This window comes from Streptomyces sp. NPDC016851, assembly GCF_055562795.1.
This window is the reverse complement of the sequence record NZ_JBVHEP010000034.1, coordinates 79,656-99,971: the sequence shown is the minus strand read 5'-3', so window position 1 is coordinate 99,971 and position 20,316 is coordinate 79,656. Positions and strand designations below refer to the sequence as shown.

The 20,316-nt window shown below is 71.6% G+C and carries 21 protein-coding genes; 8 read left to right on the top strand and 13 right to left on the bottom strand.

The genetic code is table 11. From position 1 onward, the window contains the following. Window positions 1–264 precede the first annotated feature (264 nt). Window positions 265–1,269: a DUF3533 domain-containing protein gene (locus ACZ3I3_RS37575; RefSeq protein ID WP_467372268.1), complete on the bottom strand. Its 1,005-nt coding sequence runs from the start codon at window positions 1,267–1,269 to the stop codon at window positions 265–267. A 152-nt stretch (window positions 1,270–1,421) separates the two neighbouring features. On the opposite strand from ACZ3I3_RS37575, the gene ACZ3I3_RS37570 reads away from it, so the two are divergent. Both ACZ3I3_RS37570 and ACZ3I3_RS37565 read left to right on the top strand, forming a co-directional pair. Then, entirely contained in the window at window positions 1,422–4,895 is a 3,474-nt protein-coding gene (locus ACZ3I3_RS37570) for a DNA polymerase III subunit alpha (protein ID WP_467372267.1), read from the top strand. Then, window positions 4,892–5,875, top strand: a complete 984-nt coding sequence (locus ACZ3I3_RS37565) for a DNA polymerase Y family protein (RefSeq protein WP_467372266.1) — start codon at window positions 4,892–4,894, stop codon at window positions 5,873–5,875. Before ACZ3I3_RS37570 ends, ACZ3I3_RS37565 begins: the two co-directional genes overlap by 4 nt. 16 nt (window positions 5,876–5,891) lie before the next feature. On the opposite strand, the gene ACZ3I3_RS37560 is transcribed toward ACZ3I3_RS37565, so the two are convergent. Further along, window positions 5,892–6,266, bottom strand: a complete 375-nt coding sequence (locus ACZ3I3_RS37560; RefSeq protein WP_467372265.1) for a cupin domain-containing protein — start codon at window positions 6,264–6,266, stop codon at window positions 5,892–5,894. A gap of 80 nt (window positions 6,267–6,346) precedes the next feature. On the opposite strand from ACZ3I3_RS37560, the gene ACZ3I3_RS37555 reads away from it, so the two are divergent. Continuing rightward, window positions 6,347–6,793: a MarR family winged helix-turn-helix transcriptional regulator gene (locus ACZ3I3_RS37555; RefSeq protein WP_467372264.1), complete on the top strand. Its 447-nt coding sequence runs from the start codon at window positions 6,347–6,349 to the stop codon at window positions 6,791–6,793. Window positions 6,794–6,964: 171 nt separating this feature from the next. Further along, window positions 6,965–7,825, top strand: a complete 861-nt coding sequence (locus tag ACZ3I3_RS37550; protein ID WP_467372263.1) for an esterase/lipase family protein — start codon at window positions 6,965–6,967, stop codon at window positions 7,823–7,825. 74 nt (window positions 7,826–7,899) lie between these two features. Here the strand turns inward: ACZ3I3_RS37550 and ACZ3I3_RS37545 are convergent, their stop codons facing one another. Continuing rightward, on the bottom strand, window positions 7,900–8,928 hold the full coding sequence (locus tag ACZ3I3_RS37545) for a lytic polysaccharide monooxygenase auxiliary activity family 9 protein (protein ID WP_467372262.1): 1,029 nt from the start codon (window positions 8,926–8,928) through the stop codon (window positions 7,900–7,902). A 184-nt stretch (window positions 8,929–9,112) separates the two neighbouring features. Between ACZ3I3_RS37545 and ACZ3I3_RS37540 the strand changes: the two genes are divergently transcribed. After that, window positions 9,113–9,562: a GNAT family N-acetyltransferase gene (locus ACZ3I3_RS37540; RefSeq protein ID WP_467372261.1), complete on the top strand. Its 450-nt coding sequence runs from the start codon at window positions 9,113–9,115 to the stop codon at window positions 9,560–9,562. A gap of 27 nt (window positions 9,563–9,589) precedes the next feature. On the opposite strand, the gene ACZ3I3_RS37535 is transcribed toward ACZ3I3_RS37540, so the two are convergent. Next, complete coding sequence (locus ACZ3I3_RS37535; RefSeq protein ID WP_010046145.1) at window positions 9,590–9,724, bottom strand: hypothetical protein; 135 nt, start codon at window positions 9,722–9,724, stop codon at window positions 9,590–9,592. Window positions 9,725–9,863: 139 nt separating this feature from the next. Between ACZ3I3_RS37535 and ACZ3I3_RS37530 the strand changes: the two genes are divergently transcribed. Further along, complete coding sequence (locus ACZ3I3_RS37530; RefSeq protein WP_467372260.1) at window positions 9,864–10,493, top strand: class I SAM-dependent methyltransferase; 630 nt, start codon at window positions 9,864–9,866, stop codon at window positions 10,491–10,493. 9 nt (window positions 10,494–10,502) lie between these two features. Here ACZ3I3_RS37530 and ACZ3I3_RS37525 read toward each other — a convergent pair whose 3' ends face one another. Beyond that, window positions 10,503–11,003, bottom strand: a complete 501-nt coding sequence (locus tag ACZ3I3_RS37525; RefSeq protein WP_467372259.1) for a ribonuclease FAU-1 family protein — start codon at window positions 11,001–11,003, stop codon at window positions 10,503–10,505. After that, window positions 10,984–11,910 (bottom strand): GNAT family N-acetyltransferase, encoded by a 927-nt coding sequence (locus tag ACZ3I3_RS37520; protein WP_467372258.1) that lies wholly within the window; start codon window positions 11,908–11,910, stop codon window positions 10,984–10,986. The genes ACZ3I3_RS37525 and ACZ3I3_RS37520 overlap by 20 nt, the downstream gene beginning before the upstream one ends. A gap of 71 nt (window positions 11,911–11,981) precedes the next feature. Here ACZ3I3_RS37520 and ACZ3I3_RS37515 point away from each other — a divergent pair, with 71 nt between their 5' ends. Continuing rightward, the gene (locus ACZ3I3_RS37515; RefSeq protein WP_467372257.1) at window positions 11,982–12,350 is read left to right on the top strand and encodes a GntR family transcriptional regulator; all 369 of its coding nucleotides are present in this window, start codon (window positions 11,982–11,984) and stop codon (window positions 12,348–12,350) included. A 31-nt stretch (window positions 12,351–12,381) separates the two neighbouring features. Here the strand turns inward: ACZ3I3_RS37515 and ACZ3I3_RS37510 are convergent, their stop codons facing one another. The 7 genes from ACZ3I3_RS37510 to ACZ3I3_RS37480 form a co-directional block, all read right to left on the bottom strand. After that, window positions 12,382–13,155 carry a DUF72 domain-containing protein gene (locus ACZ3I3_RS37510; protein WP_467372256.1) on the bottom strand — a complete coding sequence of 258 codons (774 nt, stop codon included), beginning with the start codon at window positions 13,153–13,155 and terminating at the stop codon, window positions 12,382–12,384. A 66-nt stretch (window positions 13,156–13,221) separates the two neighbouring features. Further along, window positions 13,222–13,617, bottom strand: coding sequence for a hypothetical protein (locus tag ACZ3I3_RS37505; protein WP_467372255.1), 396 nt, complete (start codon window positions 13,615–13,617; stop codon window positions 13,222–13,224). A gap of 101 nt (window positions 13,618–13,718) precedes the next feature. Next, window positions 13,719–14,813, bottom strand: a complete 1,095-nt coding sequence (locus tag ACZ3I3_RS37500) for a DUF5925 domain-containing protein (protein ID WP_467372254.1) — start codon at window positions 14,811–14,813, stop codon at window positions 13,719–13,721. Window positions 14,814–14,886: 73 nt separating this feature from the next. Beyond that, on the bottom strand, window positions 14,887–15,687 hold the full coding sequence (locus ACZ3I3_RS37495) for a polysaccharide deacetylase family protein (protein ID WP_467372253.1): 801 nt from the start codon (window positions 15,685–15,687) through the stop codon (window positions 14,887–14,889). Next, window positions 15,680–16,669, bottom strand: a complete 990-nt coding sequence (locus ACZ3I3_RS37490; protein ID WP_467372252.1) for a glycosyltransferase family 2 protein — start codon at window positions 16,667–16,669, stop codon at window positions 15,680–15,682. Before ACZ3I3_RS37490 ends, ACZ3I3_RS37495 begins: the two co-directional genes overlap by 8 nt. Beyond that, window positions 16,666–17,487, bottom strand: a complete 822-nt coding sequence (locus tag ACZ3I3_RS37485; protein WP_399168177.1) for a glycosyltransferase family 2 protein — start codon at window positions 17,485–17,487, stop codon at window positions 16,666–16,668. Before ACZ3I3_RS37485 ends, ACZ3I3_RS37490 begins: the two co-directional genes overlap by 4 nt. A gap of 481 nt (window positions 17,488–17,968) precedes the next feature. Next, window positions 17,969–19,174 carry a S8 family peptidase gene (locus ACZ3I3_RS37480; RefSeq protein ID WP_467372251.1) on the bottom strand — a complete coding sequence of 402 codons (1,206 nt, stop codon included), beginning with the start codon at window positions 19,172–19,174 and terminating at the stop codon, window positions 17,969–17,971. 335 nt (window positions 19,175–19,509) lie between these two features. Between ACZ3I3_RS37480 and ACZ3I3_RS37475 the strand changes: the two genes are divergently transcribed. Further along, on the top strand, window positions 19,510–20,316 hold the full coding sequence (locus ACZ3I3_RS37475; protein ID WP_467372250.1) for an SGNH/GDSL hydrolase family protein: 807 nt from the start codon (window positions 19,510–19,512) through the stop codon (window positions 20,314–20,316).

Here is a 20,316-nt window from a genome sequence, read left to right as displayed (position 1 = left end):
TCGGAACGGCGCGATGGGGTCGGACACCGACTAACTCGCGTTGACGCGCCAACCGCTGCGGGCGGACACCCCCCGACACGTCCCCTTCCGTGCGTGCGCGGGTGCGGGCGCGTCTCGCCTGAGCTGCGGGCAGTCGTGCCGCTTGGGGCGGCACGGGTGGGCGCAGCGGCACCCCGTTCCGCCGGGCTGCGGACCCACCCGGCCTGAGCGTCAACGCAGGGCACCGTTCAGCCCCATGCGCGGGTGTGGAGCTCCCCGTGTGCGTCACGGCGCCTTGCGGCGGGTTGTGGAGGTCGCCACGGTGATGGCGGCTCCGACCACTGCCCATGCCGCCAGTACCAGGAGTGGTGTGGCCAGGGCGTTGCTCTCGAAGTAGGCGATCGAGCGGGTCGACCAGGTGCCGGCGCCCGGGGGCAGGGCCGGGCCGAGGGCTTTCCAGAAGGGTGGGAGGAGGGGTGGGGGCAGGGCGCCGCCCGCGCTCGGGTTGCCGAGGATCACCACCAGCAGGATGACCAGGCCGATGCCGATCGTGCCGAAGATGCCCTGGAGGGCCAGCGTGGCCGCCCCCACGGCGAAGATGATCAGCGTGCCCAGGCCCCAGAGGGCCGCCGTGCTGCCGGGGAGGGCGTCCAGGACCGGGCCGGTGATGAGGGCTCCGCCCAGGCCGCCCAGGACTGCCACCACGGCCATGACCGCCAGGCGGATCGCGGCGCGCTGGGGATTCGAGGGCTTGGCTCCCGCGCTGATGGCCAGGGCCGCCGCGCCCAGGTAGCCGCCCACGCACCAGCCGACGACCAGGTAGAAGGAGGAGAGTCCGTTGGGGTCGTGGGGGGCGGACGGGATGACGTCGACCGTCCGGAATGTGCGTTTCTCTGATCTCTCCAGGGTGGTGACGAGAGTGGTCAGGGTGGTGGAGAGGATCCTGCCGCCGCCGGAGGCGACCAGGAGGGTGTCGGTGCCGGTGGGGTTGATGATCAGCGCGCCGTCGATGCCCCGGTTCGTGATCTGGTGCCGGGCCGTGGATTCGTCGGGCAGTGCTCGGGGGGCCAGGGGTGAGCCGGGCAGTTGGTTCAGTCGGGTCACCGCCTGATCGGACGCGGCTCCGGGGGCGACCACTGCGAAGGGCACGTCCTTTGGCTTCGGGTCGTGCAGTGCTCCCACGTAGGAGGCGATGAACAGCAGCTGGAGTGCGATCACGCCGACGATGAGCAGGGTGGCCCGGGGGGTGACGGCGTCTCTCACCTCGTCGCGGAACGAGCGGTGCGGCATGCCTCCACGGTCGGGGGCGTTCCGGTGTTTCCGCAGGTGGGGCGGGGCCGAACGGATGTCGCACATGTATTCGAGAATTGGTCTATGGTGGGGGTGAGGTGACTGGGAACAGATGTTCGAACCGGTGTGGTTCACGAGTGCGGGAGGTGCGTGTGCCGGGGTTCACGCATCTGCACACCGCCTCCGGATTCTCGTTGCGGTACGGAGCCTCGCATCCGGAGCGGCTGGCCGAGCGTGCCTCCGAGCGGGGCATGGATGCCCTGGCTCTGACTGATCGCGACACGCTCGCCGGGACCGTCCGGTTCGCCAAGGCCTGTGCGAAGGCGGGCGTCCGTCCGGTGTTCGGGGCGGATCTGGCGGTGGCGGGAGGGGAGCCGCCCGAGCCCGGGCGGGGACGGCGCCGGACTCCTGTGCGCGGTGGCGCCTTCGTCGACGAGTCCGCCCCCCGGGTGACCTTTCTCGCCCGGGACGGTGCCCGTGGATGGGCCGGGCTGTGCCGGCTCGTCTCGGCGGCGCACGAAGGGGAGGGGACGCCCCTGCTGCCCTGGGGGCGCCATCACGCCGAGGGCGTGACCGTGCTGCTCGGGCCTGATTCGGATGTGGGGCGTGCCCTGGCCGCCGGGCGTCCCGACCGTGCGGCGCGGCTGCTCGCGCCCTGGCGGGAGGTCTACGGCGACGCCCTGCGGCTGGAGGCCGTCTGGCATGGCCGGAAAGGTACGGGGCCCGGCTCCCTGCGGCTGGCCGCCCGGACCGTCGGGTTCGCCGCCGAGCAGCGGATCCGGCCCGTGCTCAGCAACGCCGTACGGTACGCCGACCCAGGTCTGGGGCCGGTCGCCGACGTGCTGGACGCCGCGCGCCGGCTGGTGCCCGTCGACCCGACCAAGGAGCTGGACTCCGGTGAGGCCTGGCTCAAGGGGGCCGGAGCCATGGTCGGGGTGGCGGAGCGGGTCGTGGAGGCCGCGGGGTTCCGGCGGGACACCGCTCATCGGCTGGTGGAGCAGACCCAGGTCACCGCCGCCGAGTGCCTGGTCGATCCCGAGGGCGATCTCGGGATCGGTACCGTCCACTTCCCCGAGCCGCATCTGGTCGGTGCCGACCGCCGCAGCGCCCAGCGGACGCTGGCCTCGCGGGCGGCGGCGGGGATGGTGCTGCGCGGGTACGACCGGCGGCGGGAGTACTGGGAGCGGATGCACCACGAGCTGGACATCATCGCCCATCATGGCTTCGCTTCCTATTTTTTGACCGTGGCCCAAGTGGTCGACGACGTGCGGGACATGGGGATCCGGGTCGCCGCCCGGGGGTCCGGGGCGGGGTCGCTCGTCAACCATCTGCTCGGGATCGCGCACGCCGATCCGATCGAGCACCGGCTGCTGATGGAGCGGTTCCTGTCGAAGGAGCGGGTCGTGCTGCCCGACATCGACATCGACGTGGAGTCCGCGCGCCGGCTGGAGGTCTACCGCAAGATCATCGGCCGGTTCGGCACCGAGCGGGTCGCGACGGTCGCGATGCCGGAGACGTACCGCGTGCGGCATGCGATCCGTGACGTGGGGGCCGCCCTGTCCATGGATCCGGCCGAGATCGACCGGGTGGCCAAGTCCTTTCCCCACATCCGGGCGCGGGACGCCCGCGCCGCGCTGGAGGAGCTGCCCGAACTGCGTGCGCTGGCGGGGGAGAAGGAGAAGTACGGGAGGCTGTGGGAGCTGGTCGAGGCACTGGACGCGCTGCCGCGCGGGGTGGCCATGCACCCGTGCGGGGTGCTGCTGTCCGACGCCTCCCTGCTGGCGCGTACGCCGGTCATGCCGACCAGTGGCGAGGGTTTTCCGATGTCGCAGTTCGACAAGGACGATGTGGAGGATCTTGGGCTGCTGAAGCTGGACGTGCTGGGGGTGCGGATGCAGTCCGCGATGGCGCACGCGGTGGCTGAAGTGGAGCGGGTGTCGGGGGTGAGGGTCGATCTGGACGGGCTGTCGCCGGGGGACCCCGAGACGTACCGGTTGATCCGGTCCACCGAGACGCTCGGCTGCTTCCAGATCGAGTCGCCGGGGCAGCGGGACCTGGTCGGGCGGCTCCAGCCGGCCGGCTTCCACGATCTGGTCGTCGACATCTCGCTGTTCCGGCCCGGGCCGGTCGCCGCCGACATGGTGCGGCCGTTCATCGAGGCGCGGCACGGGCGGGCGCCGATCCGCTATCCGCACCCGGACCTGGAGGAGCCGCTGAAGGAGACGTACGGGGTCGTCGTCTTCCACGAGCAGATCATCGACATCGTCGACATCATGACCGGCTGTGGGCGCGGTGAGGCGGACCGGGTGCGGCGCGGGCTGTCGGATCCGGAGTCGCAGGGGCGGATCAAGGTGTGGTTCGCGCAGCACACGGCGGCGAACGGGTATGACGCGGAAACGATTCAGCGGACCTGGGAGATCATCGAGGCCTTCGGGTCGTACGGCTTCTGCAAGGCCCACGCCGTCGCCTTCGCCGTACCGACGTACCAGTCGGCTTGGCTGAAAACGCATCATCCGGCCGCCTTCTATGCGGGGTTGCTGACGCACGACCCCGGGATGTACCCGAAGCGGCTGCTGCTGGCGGACGCGCGGCGGCGCGGGGTGCCCGTGCTGCCGCTGGACGTGAACAAGTCGGGCGTCGCACACCGTATCGAACTGGTGTCCGGTAAATGGGGTCTGCGGCTGGCGCTCTCCGATGTGCACGGCATCAGGGAGGACGAGGCGGCTCGGATCGCCGAGGGGCAGCCGTACGCCTCGCTGGTCGACTTCTGGGAGCGGGGCCGGCCGAGCCGTCCGCTGGCCCAGCGGCTCGCGCAGGTGGGGGCGCTGGACGCGTTCGGTGCCAATCGCCGTGATCTGCAACTGCATCTGACCGAGTTGCACCGGGGCGCGCGGGGCGCGGGCGGTGGGCAGTTGCCCTTGGCCGGGGGGCGGAAGACCGCCCCGGCGGGGCTGCCCGACCTCACCTCCTCGGAGCGGCTCAGCGCCGAACTGGGCGTGCTCTCCATGGACGCCTCACGCAATCTGATGGACGATCACCGGGCGTTCCTCGACGAACTGGGCGTGGTGTCCGCGCGGCGGCTCCGCGAGGCCCGGCACGGGGAGACGGTGCTGGTCGCGGGCGCCAAGGCGGCCACGCAGACGCCGCCGATCCGGTCCGGCAAGCGGGTCATCTTCTCCACCCTGGACGACGGCACGGGCCTGGTCGACCTCGCCTTCTTCGACGACTCCCACGACGCCTGCGCCCACACCGTCTTCCACTCCTGGCTGCTGCTGGTGCGCGGAGTGGTGCAACGGCGCGGCCCGCGCAGCCTCAGCGTGGTGGGCGCCGCCGCCTGGAACCTCGCGGAGCTGCTGGAGGTGCGCCGGGAGGAAGGGCTGGAGGGGGTCGCGGCCCGGTTGGCCGGTGCCGGTGCCGGCGCGGGTGCCGATTCCGGTTCCGGTGATTCCGGTGGCGGCGACGGCGAGGGGGCGGCGGACTCCGCGGACCAGGATCCGGCGGAGCAGCGCAAGATCCGTATGCCCACGGGGTACGAGATGCACCCCTGGGCCGATCTGCGTCCCGCGGGCGAAGGTCCCGCGGTGGGAAGAAAGTTGTGGCACCAGAGTCCGGGGAGTGCGGGATGACCATCCTCTGCGTACGTTTCCAGCTGCCTCCGACGCGCGAGGCCGACCTGCCCCGACTGCTCGGGATGCTCGAGGAGTTCACCCCCGTCGTCCAGGCCCTGCCACCGGACGGGGCGCTGGCCGACCTGCGGGGCGCCGAGCGGTACTTCGGGCGGAACGCCGTCGAACTGGCCTCGGTGATCCGGGTGCGCTCGCTCGCCCTGTACGGCGTCGACTGCGTGATCGGAGCCGGGCCCGGGCCGATGCTGGCCCGCGTGGCGCTGCGCGACGCCGTGCCCGGGATGACGTGTGCGGTGCCCGAGGAGCGGGACGCCGTCGCTGAGTTCCTCGCGGACAAACCCGTCGCAGTGCTGCCCGGCGTGGGCGCCGCGACCGCTCGTACGCTGGGCGACTACGGCCTCGACACCCTCGGCCGGGTCGCCGCCGCGCCGCTGTCCACGCTCCAGCGGCTGATCGGCGCGAAGGCCGGGCGCGAGCTGCACGAGAAGGCGAACGGCGTCGACCGCGGCCGGGTCGTACCGAACGCCGTCTCCCGCTCCCTCGCCACGGAACGCCCCTTCGACCGCGACGAACTGGACCCGGACCGCCACCGCCGTGCCCTGCTGTCGGCCGCCGAGGAGATCGGTGCCCGGCTGCGCGCCCTGGAGAAGGTCTGCCGCACGCTCACCCTCACCGTGCGCTACGCCGACCGCTCGGCGACCACCCGCAGCCGCACGCTGGCCGAGCCGACCGCGCACTCCCCGGACCTGACCAGGGCCGCGTACGGCATGTACGAGGCGCTCGGGCTGCAACGGGCCCGGGTCCGCGCGATCGCCCTGCGCGCCGAGGGGCTCGACCCCGCCGACCAGGCCTCCCACCAGCTGACCTTCGACCCGGTGGACGAGAAGGTCCGCCGCATCGAGGAGGTCGCGGACCGAGCCCGGGCGAAGTTCGGCCCGCGGGCGGTGATGCCCGGGGGGCTAGGGGGACTGGCGGCGTAGATCCTTCTGCGTGACGTCAGTTGGCCCACGGCGGCACGATGCTGGTGCCGTCGGCGAGTCGTGCCTCCAGGCCGATGGAGGTGGTGACCCAGGAGTACGCGGTCCGGTCGGTGGGGTTCTCGACGGCCAGGGTGGCGCCCGGGTTGATGATCACCGTGTCGCCCGCCACGATCCGCTCGGTGCGGCCGTCGAGGGTGATCAGCAGCTCGCCGTCGAGCAGATGGAAGATCTCCTCCCGGTTGACGGTGTGCGCCGGCGCCTTGAGACCGGCGGGGATCTCACCGCGCCAGGCGCACAGCTCCTTGCTGCCGTTGCGCGGGGTGGCGTACGAGACGAAGCGGGCGCCGTGGATCTCGTGGGTGACGGCTTCGGATGAGCGGATGACGGGCATGCGGGCCTCCAATTGGTCAAGCAGCTTGACTACATGGTCAAGCTACTTGACCGTCCCGTCAAGGGTGTTTCAATGCATGGGTGCAGAACTCCGAGGCCATGGCCCTGTCCGCCGCCCTGCTCGCCGCCGCCAGCGGGCTCACACACCGCATCCATGAGGGCGTCGTCGCGCGCGGCTTCGAGGGACTGCGGCCCGCGCACGGCTTCGCCTTCGCCCGACTCGCCCCGGACGGTGCGACGGTCACCGACCTGGCCGCCCACCTCGGGGTGACCAAGCAGGCCGCCAGCCAGCTCGTGGACGAAATAGTGCGCAAGGGGTACGCCGAGCGGCGGCCCCACCCCGAGGACGCGCGGGCTCGGCTGGTCGTACTGACCGGGCGTGGATGGGAGTGCACGCGGGCTGCGGAGGAGGCGGCAGCGGAGGTGGTGCGGCAGTGGGGGGAGGTACTGGGAGAGGCGCAAGTGCGGGTGCTGCGGGAGCAGTTGCTGCGGATCGCGCCTCAAGGGCCCATCCGGCCTGCCTGGTGAGGTGGTGTCAGGCGGGTCCGCCGTCGTCGGTTACCACTGGAAGTTTTTACTGACGCGTAACTTCCCAGTTTGACTACTGACTCGTAACTTGACGAGTGAACAGCATCCCGTGATCCGGATCACAGGGCGTCGTGCCGTCGCACCTCCCTTGAGCCGCAAGGAGATCACCCGATGCTGCCCTGGAAACGAGTGCTCAGACCCCTGGCCGCGCTGCTGCTGACCGCCGCGGCCCTCACCGTCCCCGCCACCTCCGCCCAGGCCTCCGGCGCCCCGGGCTCCGGCTGGAACGACTACTCCTGCAAGCCGTCCGCCGCCCATCCCCGCCCCGTCGTCCTCGTCCACGGCACCCTCGGGAACTCCGTCGACAACTGGCTGGGGCTCGCCCCCTATCTGAAGGTCCGGGGCTACTGCGTCTTCTCCCTCGACTATGGACAGCTCCAAGGCGTCCCCTTCTTCCACGGCCTGGGCCCCGTCGAGAAGTCCGCCGCCCAGCTGAAGGACTTCGTCGACCGGGTGCTCGCCGCGACCGGCGCCGCCGAGACCGACATCGTCGGACACTCGCAATGCGGCATGATGCCCCGCTGGTACCTGCGGTTCCTCGGCGGTGCCGCCAAGGTGAACGCCCTCGTCGGCATCGCGCCCAGCAACCACGGCACCGACCTGAACGGCTTCACCCGCCTGCTGCCGTACTTCCCGGGCGCCGGAGACCTGTTGGCGAAGACCACGCCCGCCCTCGCGGACCAGGCCGCCGGCTCCGACTTCCTCAAGCGGCTCAACGCGGGCGGCGACACCGTGCCCGGCGTGCGCTACACCGTCATCGCCACCCGGTACGACGAGGTGGTCACGCCGTGGCGCAGTCAGTACCTGAGCGGGCCGGACGTACGCAACGTCCTGCTCCAGGACCTGTGCCCGGTCGACCTGTCCGAGCACGTGGCCGTCGGGCTGCTGGACAGGGTCGCCTTCCACGAGGTGGCCAACGCGCTCGACCCGGCGCGGGCCAGGCCCACCACCTGTGCGTCGGCGTTCGACTGACACGTGTACACGCGTAGGGGAAACGTTTCGGGGCCTGTCCGGCCTGAGCCGCCGGACAGGCCCCGAGTCCTGGGTCAGCGGCCGTGGCGACCGCCGCTCACCGCACGGCGCCGGGCCGACAGGAACAGGGCCGAGGAGCCGAGCGCCAGCGCGGCCGCGCCGCCGATCGCGAGGTACGGGGTGCTGCTGTCGCCGCCGGTCTCGGCGAGGTTCTCCGTGGCGCCGGCCGCCTTCGGCTGGTTGGGAGCGGCGTCGGACTGAGCGGGCCGGTTCGGAGCGGTGTCGGCCTGAGCGGGCCGGTTCGGTGCTGGGCTCTCCGGGGCCGCGGCCGGTTCGGCCGACGTGCTGGGATCGTTGTCGCCGTGGCCGTGGTGCTCGATGGTCGACTTGTCGTTGCCCGCCTCGATCTGCTCCTTGGTGGGAGCGGAGGCCGTCGGGGCCGGAGCGGCGCCGCCCGCCGCGCTGTCGCCGCCGAAGGTGACGTCCGAGCAGGAGTAGAACGCCTCCGGGCTGTCCGACCGTTGCCAGACGGCGTACAGCAGATGCCTGCCGGAGCGCTCGGGCAGGCTGCCGGAGAAGGTGTAGAACCCGCCCGTGGCCGCCGGGTCGGTGGCCGTCGCGACCGGGTGCTCCAGATCCAGGTCGTTCCAGGCGAGCGGCTCGGCCGGGTCGTAGCCGGGCTTGGTGAGGTACACCTTGAACGTGCCCTTGTGAGGGGCCGTCACGCGGTACTTGAAGGTGTGCGAGCCGCTGCGCACCCCGGTCGCCGGCCAGTCGGCGCGGGCCAGGTCGAGCCCCTTGAACTGCTCGTTGTTCGCGCTGCACAGCTTGCCGTCAGGGATGAGCCGCTGGTGCCGCCCGCCGGCGTCCCCGATGCGGATGCCGTTCCAGTCGTAGAGGGCCTGCGTGCCGCCCGCCGCGACCGCCGCCCTGCACGCGGCCGACTCGGGGCTCTCCGGGCCCTCGGCGTAGCACTGCGAGACCCGGCTGACCGGATCACCCATCGAACCGTGTGCGGCCGCCGGCGTGGCGGTCAGCCCGGCCAGGGCGAGCGGGAGGGCGCCGAGGGCGGCGACGGTGACAGCCGTGCGGCGTGCGGGCATGCGGGAACTCCTCGAGACGGTACAGGGGAACAGGCCCGGGCCCGAGTGGGCCCGGATCCCGTGGGGGCGATCCGAAGCTAGCCCCTGAGAACCGTGAAATCGCCTGCTGAGGGCGGGTGGAGGAGATCCTTATGGCCCGCTTAAGGAAGTGCTCAGACTGGCATCAGGTAAGTACCGTCGCGGCATGGCAGACGAGGAGATCCGGCCGGCCGGAGCCGCTGACGTACCGGTCGTCGAGGGCATGATCGACGCGGCCTTCCGCCCCTACATCGAGCGCATCGGACGGGTGCCGCAGCCCATGGAGGAGGACCACACGGCGAACGTGGCCGCGGGCAAGGTGTTCGTGACGGGCGAGCCCGTGACCGGCCTCGTCGTGGTCGAGGCGTTCGAGGACCATCTCTTCCTCGACACCATCGCCGTCCACCCCACCGCGCACGGCAGGGGAGTGGGGCGACGGCTGCTGTGGTTCGTGGACTCACACGCGCGTGCGCTGGGACTGCCCGAGGTCAGGCTCTACACGAACGCGCTGATGTGGGAGAACCAGGAGATCTATCCGAAGTACGGCTATGAGCTGGTGGAGCGACGAATGGACGGGCCCTACGGCCGCGTCCACTACCGCAAGCGGTTGTGCTGAACGGGTCTCATGATCGGTACCGGCCGCTCAGGCGTCCGGCCACCACGTGCGTGCGATGTCCTTGCGGACTTCCGGGCGTCCCGCGGGGCGCTCGTCGGCCTCCTCGCGGGCCCGGCGGACGTCCGTCTTCTTCAGGGGCTTCTGCACGGTCACACGGCGCATGGCTGCCTCCTTAAGGGTCTACCGGGTTCCGCGTTCTCACGGAGGTAGACCTTTCGGGGGAGAGTTCCTCATCGCTCCTGGTCTGTCAGTGGCGGCTGTCACGATTCGAGTGTCAGTGGCGGGTGTCACTCTTGGGCCCATGGCGAACGACAGTGACGACATGACCTCGACCGACACCGGCGCCGACGTGGACTGGGACGCGCGGGCGGCCTCCTTCGACGAGGAGCCGGACCACGGGTTGCGTGATCCGGAGGTGCGCCGCGCCTGGGCCGCGCGGCTGCGCTCCTGGCTGCCCGGGCGGGCCGGTGACGTCCTGGATCTCGGCTGCGGCACCGGCAGTCTGTCGCTCCTCGCGTCCGAGCAGGGGCACCGGGTGACGGGCGTGGATCTCTCCCCGGCGATGGTGACGCTCGCCCGGCAGAAGCTCGCCGGGCGTGACGCGGTGTTCCTCGTCGGTGACGCGGCGGCACCGCCGGTCGGGGAGGAGCGCTTCGACGCCGTGCTCGTGCGGCACGTCCTGTGGGCCCTGCCCGACCCCGGCCGCGCCCTGCGGCACTGGGCCGGGCTGCTGCGGCCGGGAGGGCGGCTCGTGCTGGTCGAGGGTGTGTGGGGGACGACCGCGCCGGCCGGAATACCGGCGCAGCGGCTCGCCGGTCTGCTCGCGCCGGTCACCGGGGAGGTGAGCGTGGAGCGGCTGTCCGGCGATCCGCTGCTGTGGGGCGGGGAGGTGACCGACGAGCGGTACGCGGTGGTGGCCGTGACAGGGTGAGCGGAAGGCTCAGACCAGGAGCGCGGTGAGGCCGTCGCCGCGGGCGAGTGACTCCAGTTCGTCGAGGGCGGCCAGGGCGGCTCGTGCGGCACCGGGGTCCGACTCGGCGAGGCCGCTGGCGGCGAACTCGTCCTCGTCCAGGCGTCGTACGTCCGTGCCGTCCGCGGAGACCCACAGGTCCAGGTCGAGGTCCTCCACGACCAGCTCCGGGCCGGAGCGTGCGGCGGGGCGGGTGATGTCGCAGTACCAGCCCTTCAGCGCGCCCGAGGCGGAGCGGACCTCCTTCACCGCGTACCAGCGGTCACGCCAGTAGTACTCCGTGAAGACGTCCCCGGGCTCGAAGCGGACGAAGCCGAAGTCGCGGACTCCGCTGCCCGCCCAGGGGGCGCGGACGGCGACGCGGGTGCCGTCGTCCGTCAGGAGCTCGCCGGTGTAGCGGATCTTCGTACGGCCCGCCTTGACGAGCACGATGTCCAGCAGGGCGGACCCGTCAGCCGAGTTCGCGGACATAGCGCACTTCCTTGGCACAGATCTCGTAGCCGAACCACTTGTTGATGGCGATCATCGGTTCGTTGCCGGTGTCGTTGCCCGTGAACGCCTCCTTGTACCCCGCCGCCAGGGCCCGGTGCAGGGAGTCGTTCTTGGCGAGTTTCGCCAGGCCCCGGCCGCGGAACGCCCGGGCGGTGCCGGTCATGGCGGTCCCGTAGCGGCTGCCGTCCGTGTGCGCCACGCTGAAGGCGGCGGGGCGGCCGTCGACGACAGCGACCGTGGTCAGCTCGCGGTTGAGGAGCGGGTGCTTCCAGTTCTGTTCCAGCCAGGCCTCGTAGTCCGTGAACTCGGCCTGGATGTCGCTCGGTTCGTCCGACACCGTCTCGGCGTCCAGTTCGAACATCGGGCGGGGGTCGTCCGCGAAGTCGGCGGCCGTGCGCAGCTCGACGCCCACCGGCGGGTCCTCGCGGGGCGGCAGCGTGCCGGCCGCCAGGTCCAGGCGCATGAAGTAGGCGGAACGGCTGGCCCGGAAGCCGTGCCGCTCGGCGAAGGCCAGGTTGTCCGGCTCGTCCAGCACCCAGGCGAACAGCTTCCGGACGCCCAGCGAGGCCAGACGCTCCTCGGCCGTGCGCAGCAGCAGCGAACCGGCGCCGCGGTGCGTGCGGTCGGGGCGCACGTAGATGTTGGCGGAGCCCTGGCCGGGTTCCGGGCTCTCGTGGGCGACGCTGACCTGGGCCGTGCCGATGATCTCGCCGTCCTCCTCGGCGACGAGCTGCCCGAAGTGGGCGTCCGGGTGGGCATGCGCGAGGGTGTGCACCACGGACTCGGGCGTGGACAGCATGTAGGGCAGGGCGAGGCGGCGCGTGTGGGAGAACCCCTCGGCGTCGGCTCGGACTTCGGGTCGCAGGTCGCGCACGATCACGGTCATGGAGGCGCACGCTACGCGGGAGCGCACCCGGGGTGCCTCCCATTTTCCGTCGGGTACGGGACAATCGGCCTGTGACCTTGAAGATCGACATCGACGACAGTGCTCCGCCGTACGAGCAGGTGCGGGCGCGGATCTCCGAGCAGGCGCGCTCCGGTGAGCTGCCGGTGGGATACCGGCTGCCGACCGTGCGGGGGCTGGCCGAGTCGCTGGGGCTGGCCGCGAACACGGTCGCCAAGGCGTACCGGGCGCTGGAGGCGGACGGCGTGATCGAGACGCGGGGCCGCCACGGCACGTTCGTGGCCGCCGCCGGCTCGGCGGCGGAGCGGGAGCTGGCGGTCGCCGCCCAGGCGTATGTGGAGCGGGCTCGCAGGCTCGGGCAGGGTGAGGACGCGGTGCTCGCCGCGGTACGGGATGCCCTGCGGGCGGCTTACGGGAAGTAGGGCGTACGGGGCGGGGAGGGCAGGGCGTTGCTCAGCCTGCCCGCGTCAGACGATCGGGCGTCCGTGTGATGTCCAGGCCCGCCGATCTCCCCAGCCGCGCGAACGTCATCGCGTCCTCCACCGCCGCGCCCCCCGGGTCGTTGTTGAAGTACGCGTAGACGTCCTCGCCACCGGGCCAGGTCGTGGCGATGCGGTCGAGCCAGGTGGCCAGCGAACGGCGGCCGTAGTGGGGCCAGGGCCGGGCGCGGCCCTGGTGGAAGCGGACGTAGCCCCAGTCGGTGGTGCGCCACAGCGGGGTGGCGGGGCGGGCCAGGACGTCGGCCCAGCACAGGGCCGCGCGCCGGGCCTCCAGGACCGTGCGGACCTCCTGCGTCCACCACGAGTCGTGGCGGGGCTCGACCGCGACCCGGGTCGAGGCGGGGAAGCAGGCGAGGCAGGCGTCCAGGAGGGCCGGGTCGGCGCGCAGGGTGGGCGGGAGCTGGAGCAGGACCGGCCCGAGCCGGTCACCCAGGCCCGCCGCGTGGCTCATCAGGCGGCCGACCGGCTCCTCGGGGTCCTTGAGCCGTTTGATGTGGGTCAGATAGCGGCTCGCCTTGACCGCGACCACGAAGTCCGCGGGCACCCGGCCGCGCCAGTCCTCGAAGGTCTCCCGGGCCGGCAGCCGGTAGAAGGCGTTGTTGATCTCGACGGTGGCGAAGTGCCCCGCGTACTCCTCCAGCCAGAGCCGCATCGGCAGCCCGGACGGGTACAGGACGTCCCGCCAGTCCTTGTACTGCCACCCGGACGTGCCGACGAACAGGGTCATAAACCCATCAAAGCACCCCCACGTCTGGAGGGCGGCAGGGGCGACCCGGCCTTCCGGAGGACCCCGCTACCTGTCGGCGCGCGTGTGGAAGCGGTAGAACAGCAGCAGGAAGACGGCTGCCGTGACCAGCAGCGACGTGATGACCACGGGACGGAGGTCGTCGCCGGTCTGGCTGTAGAGGAAGCCCAGCGCGGCGCCGGCGAAGGCGGCCCGGAGCAGGGCGTGCAGGGCGTGCAGGTCGCGCCTGAGCCGCCGGGTCACCTGGACCACGGCGATGCAGAGGACCATGAAGGCGAGCCCGCTCCACACACCCGACGCCACATCCGGTCCGGTGATCGGACCACCGTGACGCCGGTTCACCGCCACCCAGTTGCCGTAGACGAGACCGAGGACGACGGGCAGGACCCACCGCATGACGCGGTGGGTGGGTTCGCTGAACACGGTGGGTGCCGTGTGTGCCATCAGAGCCCTCCTTCGTCCCGGCGAAGCGCGGCGTCGCCGCTCCGCACACCTTGGCACGCCTGGGTAACAGGGAGGTGAGAGGCGGTTGTGTGCGAACCGGGCTACAGATACAGCCCAGCGTCGGCGTCCCCGCGCGGCTCCGGCAGGGCCGTCGGGGACGTGCCCCGGCGCAGCGCGTACAGCTCGGCCAGCGTCGCGCCCTCGCGGCCGACGCCCTCCTCGCGGCCCAGCCAGCTCACCGCCTCCGCGCGGGTCAGCGGGCCCACCTCGATCCGGGCCAGGCAGCGGCCGGGCCGGACGACGGCGGGGTGCAGGCGCTCCAGGTCCTCGTTGGTCGTGACCCCGACCAGGACGTTGCGGCCCTGGCCGAGCAGTCCGTCCGTCAGGTTCAGCAGCCGCGACAGCGCCTGGCCCGCCGTGTGCTTGGCCTCGCCGCGGATCAGCTCGTCGCAGTCCTCCAGGAGCAGCAGCCGCCAGCGGCCCTTGCCCGCCGCGTCCTCCTCGCCGATCGCGATGTCCATCAGATAGCCGACGTCACTGAACAGCCGCTCGGGGTCCAGGACGCAGTCCACCTGGCACCAGTCCCGCCAGGAACGCGCGAGGGTGCGCAGTGCCGACGTCTTGCCGGTGCCCGGCGGGCCGTGCAGGAGGAGGAGCCGGCCCGAGATGTCCTCGGGGGTCGTCTTCATCAGGCGGTCCATCGCGTCCGCCACCGGCGCCGTGTAGTTGGGCCGGACCTCGTCCCAGGTGCCCGCCGCGATCTGGCGTGTGGTGCGGTGCGGGCCGCGGCGCGGGGAGACGTACCAGAAGCCCATCGTGACGTTCTCCGGCTGCGGTTCCGGTTCGTCCGCCGCGCCGTCCGTGGCCTGGTCGAGGATCTTCTTCGCCAGCTCGGCGGTGGTCGCGGTCACCGTGACGTCGGCGCCCCGGTTCCAGCGCGAGATCAGCAGCGTCCAGCCGTCGCCCTCGGCGAGGGTCGCGCTGCGGTCGTCGTCCCGGGCGGCGCGCAGCACGCGGGCGCCGGGCGGCATCAGCGTCGCCCCGGACCGTACGCGGTCGATGTTCACCGCGTGGGAGTACGGCTGCTCGCCCGTCGCGAAGCGGCCGAGGAACAGCGCGTCGACGACATCGGACGGGGAGTCGGAGTCGTCGACGTTGAGCCGGATCGGCAGCGCCTCGTGCGGGTTTCCAGACATGCCGCCATGATCCGGCACGAGGGCGCCGCGTGCACCCGGTTTCCCGGTGCACGCGGCGTGTTCCACGTGCGGGTCAGGCCCCGGGGCGGGAGACGAGCCGGCGCGCCCGGCGTGTCCTGCGGACCACGGCGTACCCCTTGGTGAGGGCCCGGTCCCTGGCGAACGTACGGGCGATCGCCCGGCCTTCGACCAGCCGCTCGAACTCACCGGTGCCCGTGCTGCGGCGCACCGTCACGCGCCGCAGGGCGTACGGTCCCTGCGCGCGCCGCGCGAGGCCGTTGCCGACGGCGAGCGCCTGCGCGTACCCCGTCTCCCGCACCGCCTGCCGGACCCGGCGGCTGGAGTAGCCGTAGGGATAGGCGAACGACACGGGCACCGTGCCCAGTTGGTCGGCGACGATCTCCTTGCAGTGGATCAGCTCGAACCGCAGTGTGGCGTCGGAGACCTGGTCGAGCTGCGGATGGCTGTGGCTGTGCCCGCCGATCTCGACACCCGCCGCCGCGAGCTCGCGGACCTGGTCCCAGTCCAGCATGGTGTCCAGGCCCCCGCCGGTGTCGTACGGCCCCCGGATCCACCCCGTCGAGACGAACAGGGTGGCCGGGAAGCCGTGCTTGGCGAGCACGGGCAGGGCGTGCCGGTGCACGCCCTCGTAGCCGTCGTCGAAGGTGATGAGGACCGGCCGCTCGGGCAGCGCGCGACCGGAGCGCCAGCACGCGGCCAGCCCGGCGGTGGTGACGGGGGTGAGACCCCGGTCCGCGAGCACCGCCATCTGCTCGGCGAACGCCTCGGGGGTCACGGACAGGGCGCGGGTCGCGTCGTTCGGGTCGGTCGCGACCGCGTGGTACATGAGGATCGGTACGCGGACGTCACTCACGGACCGCCACCTCCACTTCGGGCACCGAGAACGTGGTCCCGCCCCGGCGGGCCCGCACGCTGCCCACCACATAGCCGCCCGCCGCCGTCAGCACCCCGGCGACGATCGCCCCCGCCCGCCCGGCACCGCCCGGCCGGGCCAGCAGGGCGTCCCGCAGCCCCCGGGCCACCCCGGCCGGCAGGACCCGGGTGGCGTACCGGCGTTCGGACTCCAGTCCCTTGCCGGCACCGACGCTCCGGGCCACCAGGGCCTTGGACAGGCCCTCGGCGTACGTGCGCGTCCGGAAGTACCGGAAGTGCTCACGGGCCTCGGGCACCCGGTGGTGGATCACCGCCCGATCGTCGATCAGCAGCACCGCGTCGGGCCGGGCCCGGGCCAGGCGGATGCACAGTTCCGTCTCCTCGCAGCCCAGCGGGCGTTTGTCGCCGTCCCGGCCGATGCCGGTGGCGAAGCCGCCCGCCGCGTCGAAGGCGCTGCGGCGGAACGAGGCGTTGCCGCCGAGCACGTTGCGCACCCGGACCCGGCCGCGCGGCAGGCCCCGGTAGGTGCAGCCCACCACCCAGTCGAACTCCTCGGGGAACCAGGCGGGCCGCCGCCCCGACGCCCAGACCGGCTCCGTGCGCCCGCCGACCGCCAGCACGCGCGGATCCGTGTACGCCTCGGCGAAGTGCAGCAGCCAGTCGCGCTCGGCCACGGCGTCGTCGTCGAGGAAGGCGACGACCTCGCCGCGCGCGGCGGCGATACCGGTGTTGCGGCCGGCGGACAGGCCGCGGGGGCCCGCGTTGGCGAGCACCCGCACGTCGTCGGCTTCCTTGTACTCCTTGCCGAGACGGTCCAGAAGGGTCTGGTTGTGGTCGACGACCAGCAGCGTCTCCAGGGCCGGCCGTGACTGCGCCCGTACCGAGGAGACCGCCGCGAGGATGTCCTCCCAGCGGTCCTCGGTGTAGGCGCAGATCACGACGGAGATGCCGGGACCGCTCAAGACACCTCTCCCCGGACCGAGTCGAGCATCGGTGACTGGGGCGAACGGCGGCGCAGCGCCCGGCGGTTGGAGCGCTCCTGCAGGATCACCCTGAGCACGCGCAGCCCGTCGCGCACGGCCCGCAGGTTGCTGGTGCCGTGGATGCGCAGGTACTCGTGGCTCGGGATCTCCTGCACCTTGAGCCCGGCCTTGACGACCCGGATGTTCATCAGGGTCTCGACCTCGAAGCCGGTGCAGTCGAGGTCGATCTTGTCGAGGCAGTGCCGCCAGAACGCGTTGTAGCCGTAGCACAGGTCGGTGTAGCGGGCGCCGAACTTGCGGTTGACGACCGTGCACAGCGCCCAGTTGCCGAGCTTGCGGATGAAGGTCATGTCGTCCGTGCCGCCGCCGTTGGCGAAGCGGGAGCCCTTGGCGAAGTCCGCGCCGGAGACCAGGGCGGAGACGTACGACACGATCTCGTTGCCGTCCGCCGAGCCGTCCGCGTCGACCATCACGATGATGTCGCCGGTGCACGCCTGGAACCCGGTGATCAGGGCGTCGCCCTTGCCCTTGCCGCGCTGCTCGACGACCTTGACGTCGGGCCACAGCTCACGGGCCACCTGGACGGTGTCGTCGGTGGAGTTGCCGTCGACCAGGACCACTTCGTGGATCCAGTCGGGCAGGGTCTTGAAGACGTACGGAAGGTTCTCCGCCTCGTTCATGGCCGGGATGACCACGCTCACCGGCGGCGCTATGGCCAGGTGAGAGGAGACGGGGCGGTACTTCCCGGCGGTCGGCGGATACTGCTCCGCCGCGGCCGGCTGCAGAACTGAGCTCACGAGTCTGGTCCCTCTCGTCCGGTGGACCGCCCCCCCAGGGCAGTCCGGATCCAAGCCGGTTCGAAAGGGGGGTTCTCACCCGTGGCACGCCGAGATGGAGCTTCGGGCACGCCGGGTGAGCTGGCAAAGCTGGCCGGCAGCGGAAAAACGGCAGCCGACCGCGCGGCACGGCCCGGAGACAGTTGCGGTCACCGAGCACGGCACCCCCCTACCGCGCCCCGCGCCGGTTCGTCGCGGTCCTTGAGCCCTCCCCTAGAGCCGCGTGCTGACGGACCGATGCGGGTGAGATGTATGACGGTATTGACGATTGAACCCGTATGGCAAGACCTGGAACGGCCCCTCACGTTTTTGTTGGTTTTGTCGTTACGGGATGCGTTTCATGGGGCGCAAGTTGAAAGCTTCCGGTGACGGAAACAACCGTTCCCCGGAGGCTCAACCCGCCTCCGGGGAACGGTTGTTCAGGTTCCGGTTCAGGATCCGGTTACGGTACGAGCTTCAGCAGCCGGTTCGGCGAGCCCGAGCCCGCGCTGGTGACCTTGCCGGTCGTGGCACCGGCGACCAGGGCCGAGGCGACCTGGGCTGGGGTGGAGGAGGTGTGGCCCGCCAGGTAGACCGCCGCCGCGCCCGCGACGTGCGGGGTCGCCATCGAGGTGCCGGAGATGGTGTTGGTCGCGGTGTCGCTGGTGTGCCAGCCGGCCGTGATGGAGGAGCCGGGCGCGAAGATGTCCAGGGCCGAGCCGTAGTTGGAGTAGCTCGCCTTGGCGTCGGTGCGGGTGGTGGCGCCGACGGTGATCGCCTCGGCGACCCGGGCCGGGGAGGACGAGGAGGCGGTGGTGCTGCTGTTGCCCGCGGCGACGGCGTACGTGACGCCGCCGGCTATGGAGTTGCGGACCGCCGTGTCCAGCGCGGCGGAGGCGCCGCCGCCGAGCGACATGTTGGCGACCGAGGGGCCGGAGTGGTTCTTCGTCACCCAGTCGATGCCCGCGATCACACCGGCCGTGGTGCCGGAACCGCTGTTGTTCAGCACCCGGACCCCGACGATTTTGGCCTTCTTGGCGACGCCGTAGGTCGAGCCCGCGATCGTGGTGGCCACATGGGTGCCGTGGCCGTTGCCGTCGGAGGCGTTGCTGTCGCCGTCGACGGCGTCGTAGCCGTGCGCGGCGCGTCCGCTGATCTGCTGGTGGGTGATGCGCACGCCGGTGTCGATCACATAGACCGTCACGCCGCTGCCCGCGCTGTCCGGGTAGGTGTAGGTGCCGGAGAGCGGGAGCGAGGTCTGGTCGATGCGGTCCAGGCCCCAGGGAGCGTTGTTCTGGGTGGCGGTGAGCCCGACGCGCTGGTTCTGCTCGACCGAGGCCACCGCCGGGTCGGCGGCGAGGCGCCTGGCCTCGGTGGCGGACAGGGTGGCGGAGTAGCCGTTCAGTGCCGTGCCGAACGTCTTGCGCACGGACCCGCCGTACTCCTCGACGAGGTCCTTGCCCGCGGCCGAGGACGCCTTCAGGGCGCTCTTCTTGAGCGTGACGATGTAGCTGTCCTTGACCGCGGCCGGGGAGTCCGCGGCGAGCACCCGGCCCTCGGCGGGGGCGGCGGCCTGGGCGGGGAGGGCGGTGAGCCCGCCGACGAGGGCGGTGGCCGCCGACAGGGTGATCGCGGCGAGTCCGAGTCTCTTGCTACGCAGTTGTGCCATTACGAGGGATTCCTCCTCTAGGCGGCGCGCGCCCGGGTGGGGTGCGCGTCATGTGGGGGTTGTGCGCGCTCGCGCACACGGCCTGGGAGCGTCGCGTTCCGCTCTCGGCCGGAGTAAAGCGTCGGCCAACTACCGGCGTAGAACAAGAGAGCTGAGCACTAGTCAACAAATCTGTCATGGGCACGTAACAAGAGGCGCTCGGGGCGTAACAAAACGTGAGGTGAATGCGCCGTGTGCGCCCCGCGAACGACCGAAAAGGCTTGGCATGCACACTTCCTGTCAACACGCGTAGCTGCTACGACGGTTGTGGCAGAGATCCTGCTAAGGGAGGTTCCATGAGACGTTCCCGACTTGTCGCCTTCGCGAGCTCGCTCCTCCTCGCCGCCGGCACCGCCCTCACCGGGGCAGCCACGGCGCAGGCTTCCTCATCCGCCGCAACTGGCGGCTACGCAGCGCTCGGTGACTCCTACTCCTCCGGAGTGGGCGCCGGCAGCTACATCAGCTCCAGCGGCGCCTGCAAGCGCAGCACGAAGGCCTACCCCTACCTCTGGGCCGCCGCCCACTCACCCTCCACCTTCGATTTCACGGCCTGCTCCGGCGCCCGAACGGGTGATGTTCTGTCCGGACAGCTCGGCCCGCTGAGCAGCGCCACCGCCCTCGTCTCCCTCAGCGTCGGCGGCAACGACGCCGGATTCGCCGACGTCATGACGACCTGTGTGACCCAGTCCGACAGCGCCTGCGTCTCCCGCATCAACACCGCACGCGCGTACGTCGACTCCACGCTGCCCGGCAAGCTCGACAGCGTGTACTCGGCGATCCGCTCCAAGGCCCCCAACGCCCACGTCGTCGTGCTCGGCTACCCCCGCTTCTACAAGCTGGGCATCACCTGCCTCGGTCTGTCCGAGACCAAGCGCAAGGCCATCAACGACGCCTCCGACCACCTCAACACCGCCATCGCCAAGCGCGCCGCGAACCACGGCTTCACCTTCGGCGACGTACGCGGCACCTTCACCGGCCACGAGATCTGCTCCGGTGACTCCTGGCTGCACAGCGTCAACTGGCTCAACATCGGCGAGTCGTACCACCCGAAGGCACCCGGCCAGTCGGGCGGCTACCTGCCCGTGCTCAACGCCAACGACTGA

Excerpts from the sequence above, each read along its gene's own strand:
- ACZ3I3_RS37575 (WP_467372268.1), bottom strand. The coding sequence starts at position 1,269 with ATGCCGCACCGCTCGTTCCGCGACGAGGTGAGAGACGCCGTCACCCCC.
- ACZ3I3_RS37565 (WP_467372266.1), top strand. The coding sequence starts at position 4,892 with ATGACCATCCTCTGCGTACGTTTCCAGCTGCCTCCGACGCGCGAGGCC.
- ACZ3I3_RS37560 (WP_467372265.1), bottom strand. The coding sequence starts at position 6,266 with ATGCCCGTCATCCGCTCATCCGAAGCCGTCACCCACGAGATCCACGGC.
- ACZ3I3_RS37550 (WP_467372263.1), top strand. The coding sequence starts at position 6,965 with ATGCTGCCCTGGAAACGAGTGCTCAGACCCCTGGCCGCGCTGCTGCTG.
- ACZ3I3_RS37545 (WP_467372262.1), bottom strand. The coding sequence starts at position 8,928 with ATGCCCGCACGCCGCACGGCTGTCACCGTCGCCGCCCTCGGCGCCCTC.
- ACZ3I3_RS37540 (WP_467372261.1), top strand. The coding sequence starts at position 9,113 with ATGGCAGACGAGGAGATCCGGCCGGCCGGAGCCGCTGACGTACCGGTC.
- ACZ3I3_RS37535 (WP_010046145.1), bottom strand. The coding sequence starts at position 9,724 with ATGCGCCGTGTGACCGTGCAGAAGCCCCTGAAGAAGACGGACGTCCGC.
- ACZ3I3_RS37530 (WP_467372260.1), top strand. The coding sequence starts at position 9,864 with ATGGCGAACGACAGTGACGACATGACCTCGACCGACACCGGCGCCGAC.
- ACZ3I3_RS37525 (WP_467372259.1), bottom strand. The coding sequence starts at position 11,003 with ATGTCCGCGAACTCGGCTGACGGGTCCGCCCTGCTGGACATCGTGCTC.
- ACZ3I3_RS37520 (WP_467372258.1), bottom strand. The coding sequence starts at position 11,910 with ATGACCGTGATCGTGCGCGACCTGCGACCCGAAGTCCGAGCCGACGCC.
- ACZ3I3_RS37510 (WP_467372256.1), bottom strand. The coding sequence starts at position 13,155 with ATGACCCTGTTCGTCGGCACGTCCGGGTGGCAGTACAAGGACTGGCGG.
- ACZ3I3_RS37505 (WP_467372255.1), bottom strand. The coding sequence starts at position 13,617 with ATGGCACACACGGCACCCACCGTGTTCAGCGAACCCACCCACCGCGTC.
- ACZ3I3_RS37500 (WP_467372254.1), bottom strand. The coding sequence starts at position 14,813 with ATGTCTGGAAACCCGCACGAGGCGCTGCCGATCCGGCTCAACGTCGAC.
- ACZ3I3_RS37480 (WP_467372251.1), bottom strand. The coding sequence starts at position 19,174 with ATGGCACAACTGCGTAGCAAGAGACTCGGACTCGCCGCGATCACCCTG.
- ACZ3I3_RS37475 (WP_467372250.1), top strand. The coding sequence starts at position 19,510 with ATGAGACGTTCCCGACTTGTCGCCTTCGCGAGCTCGCTCCTCCTCGCC.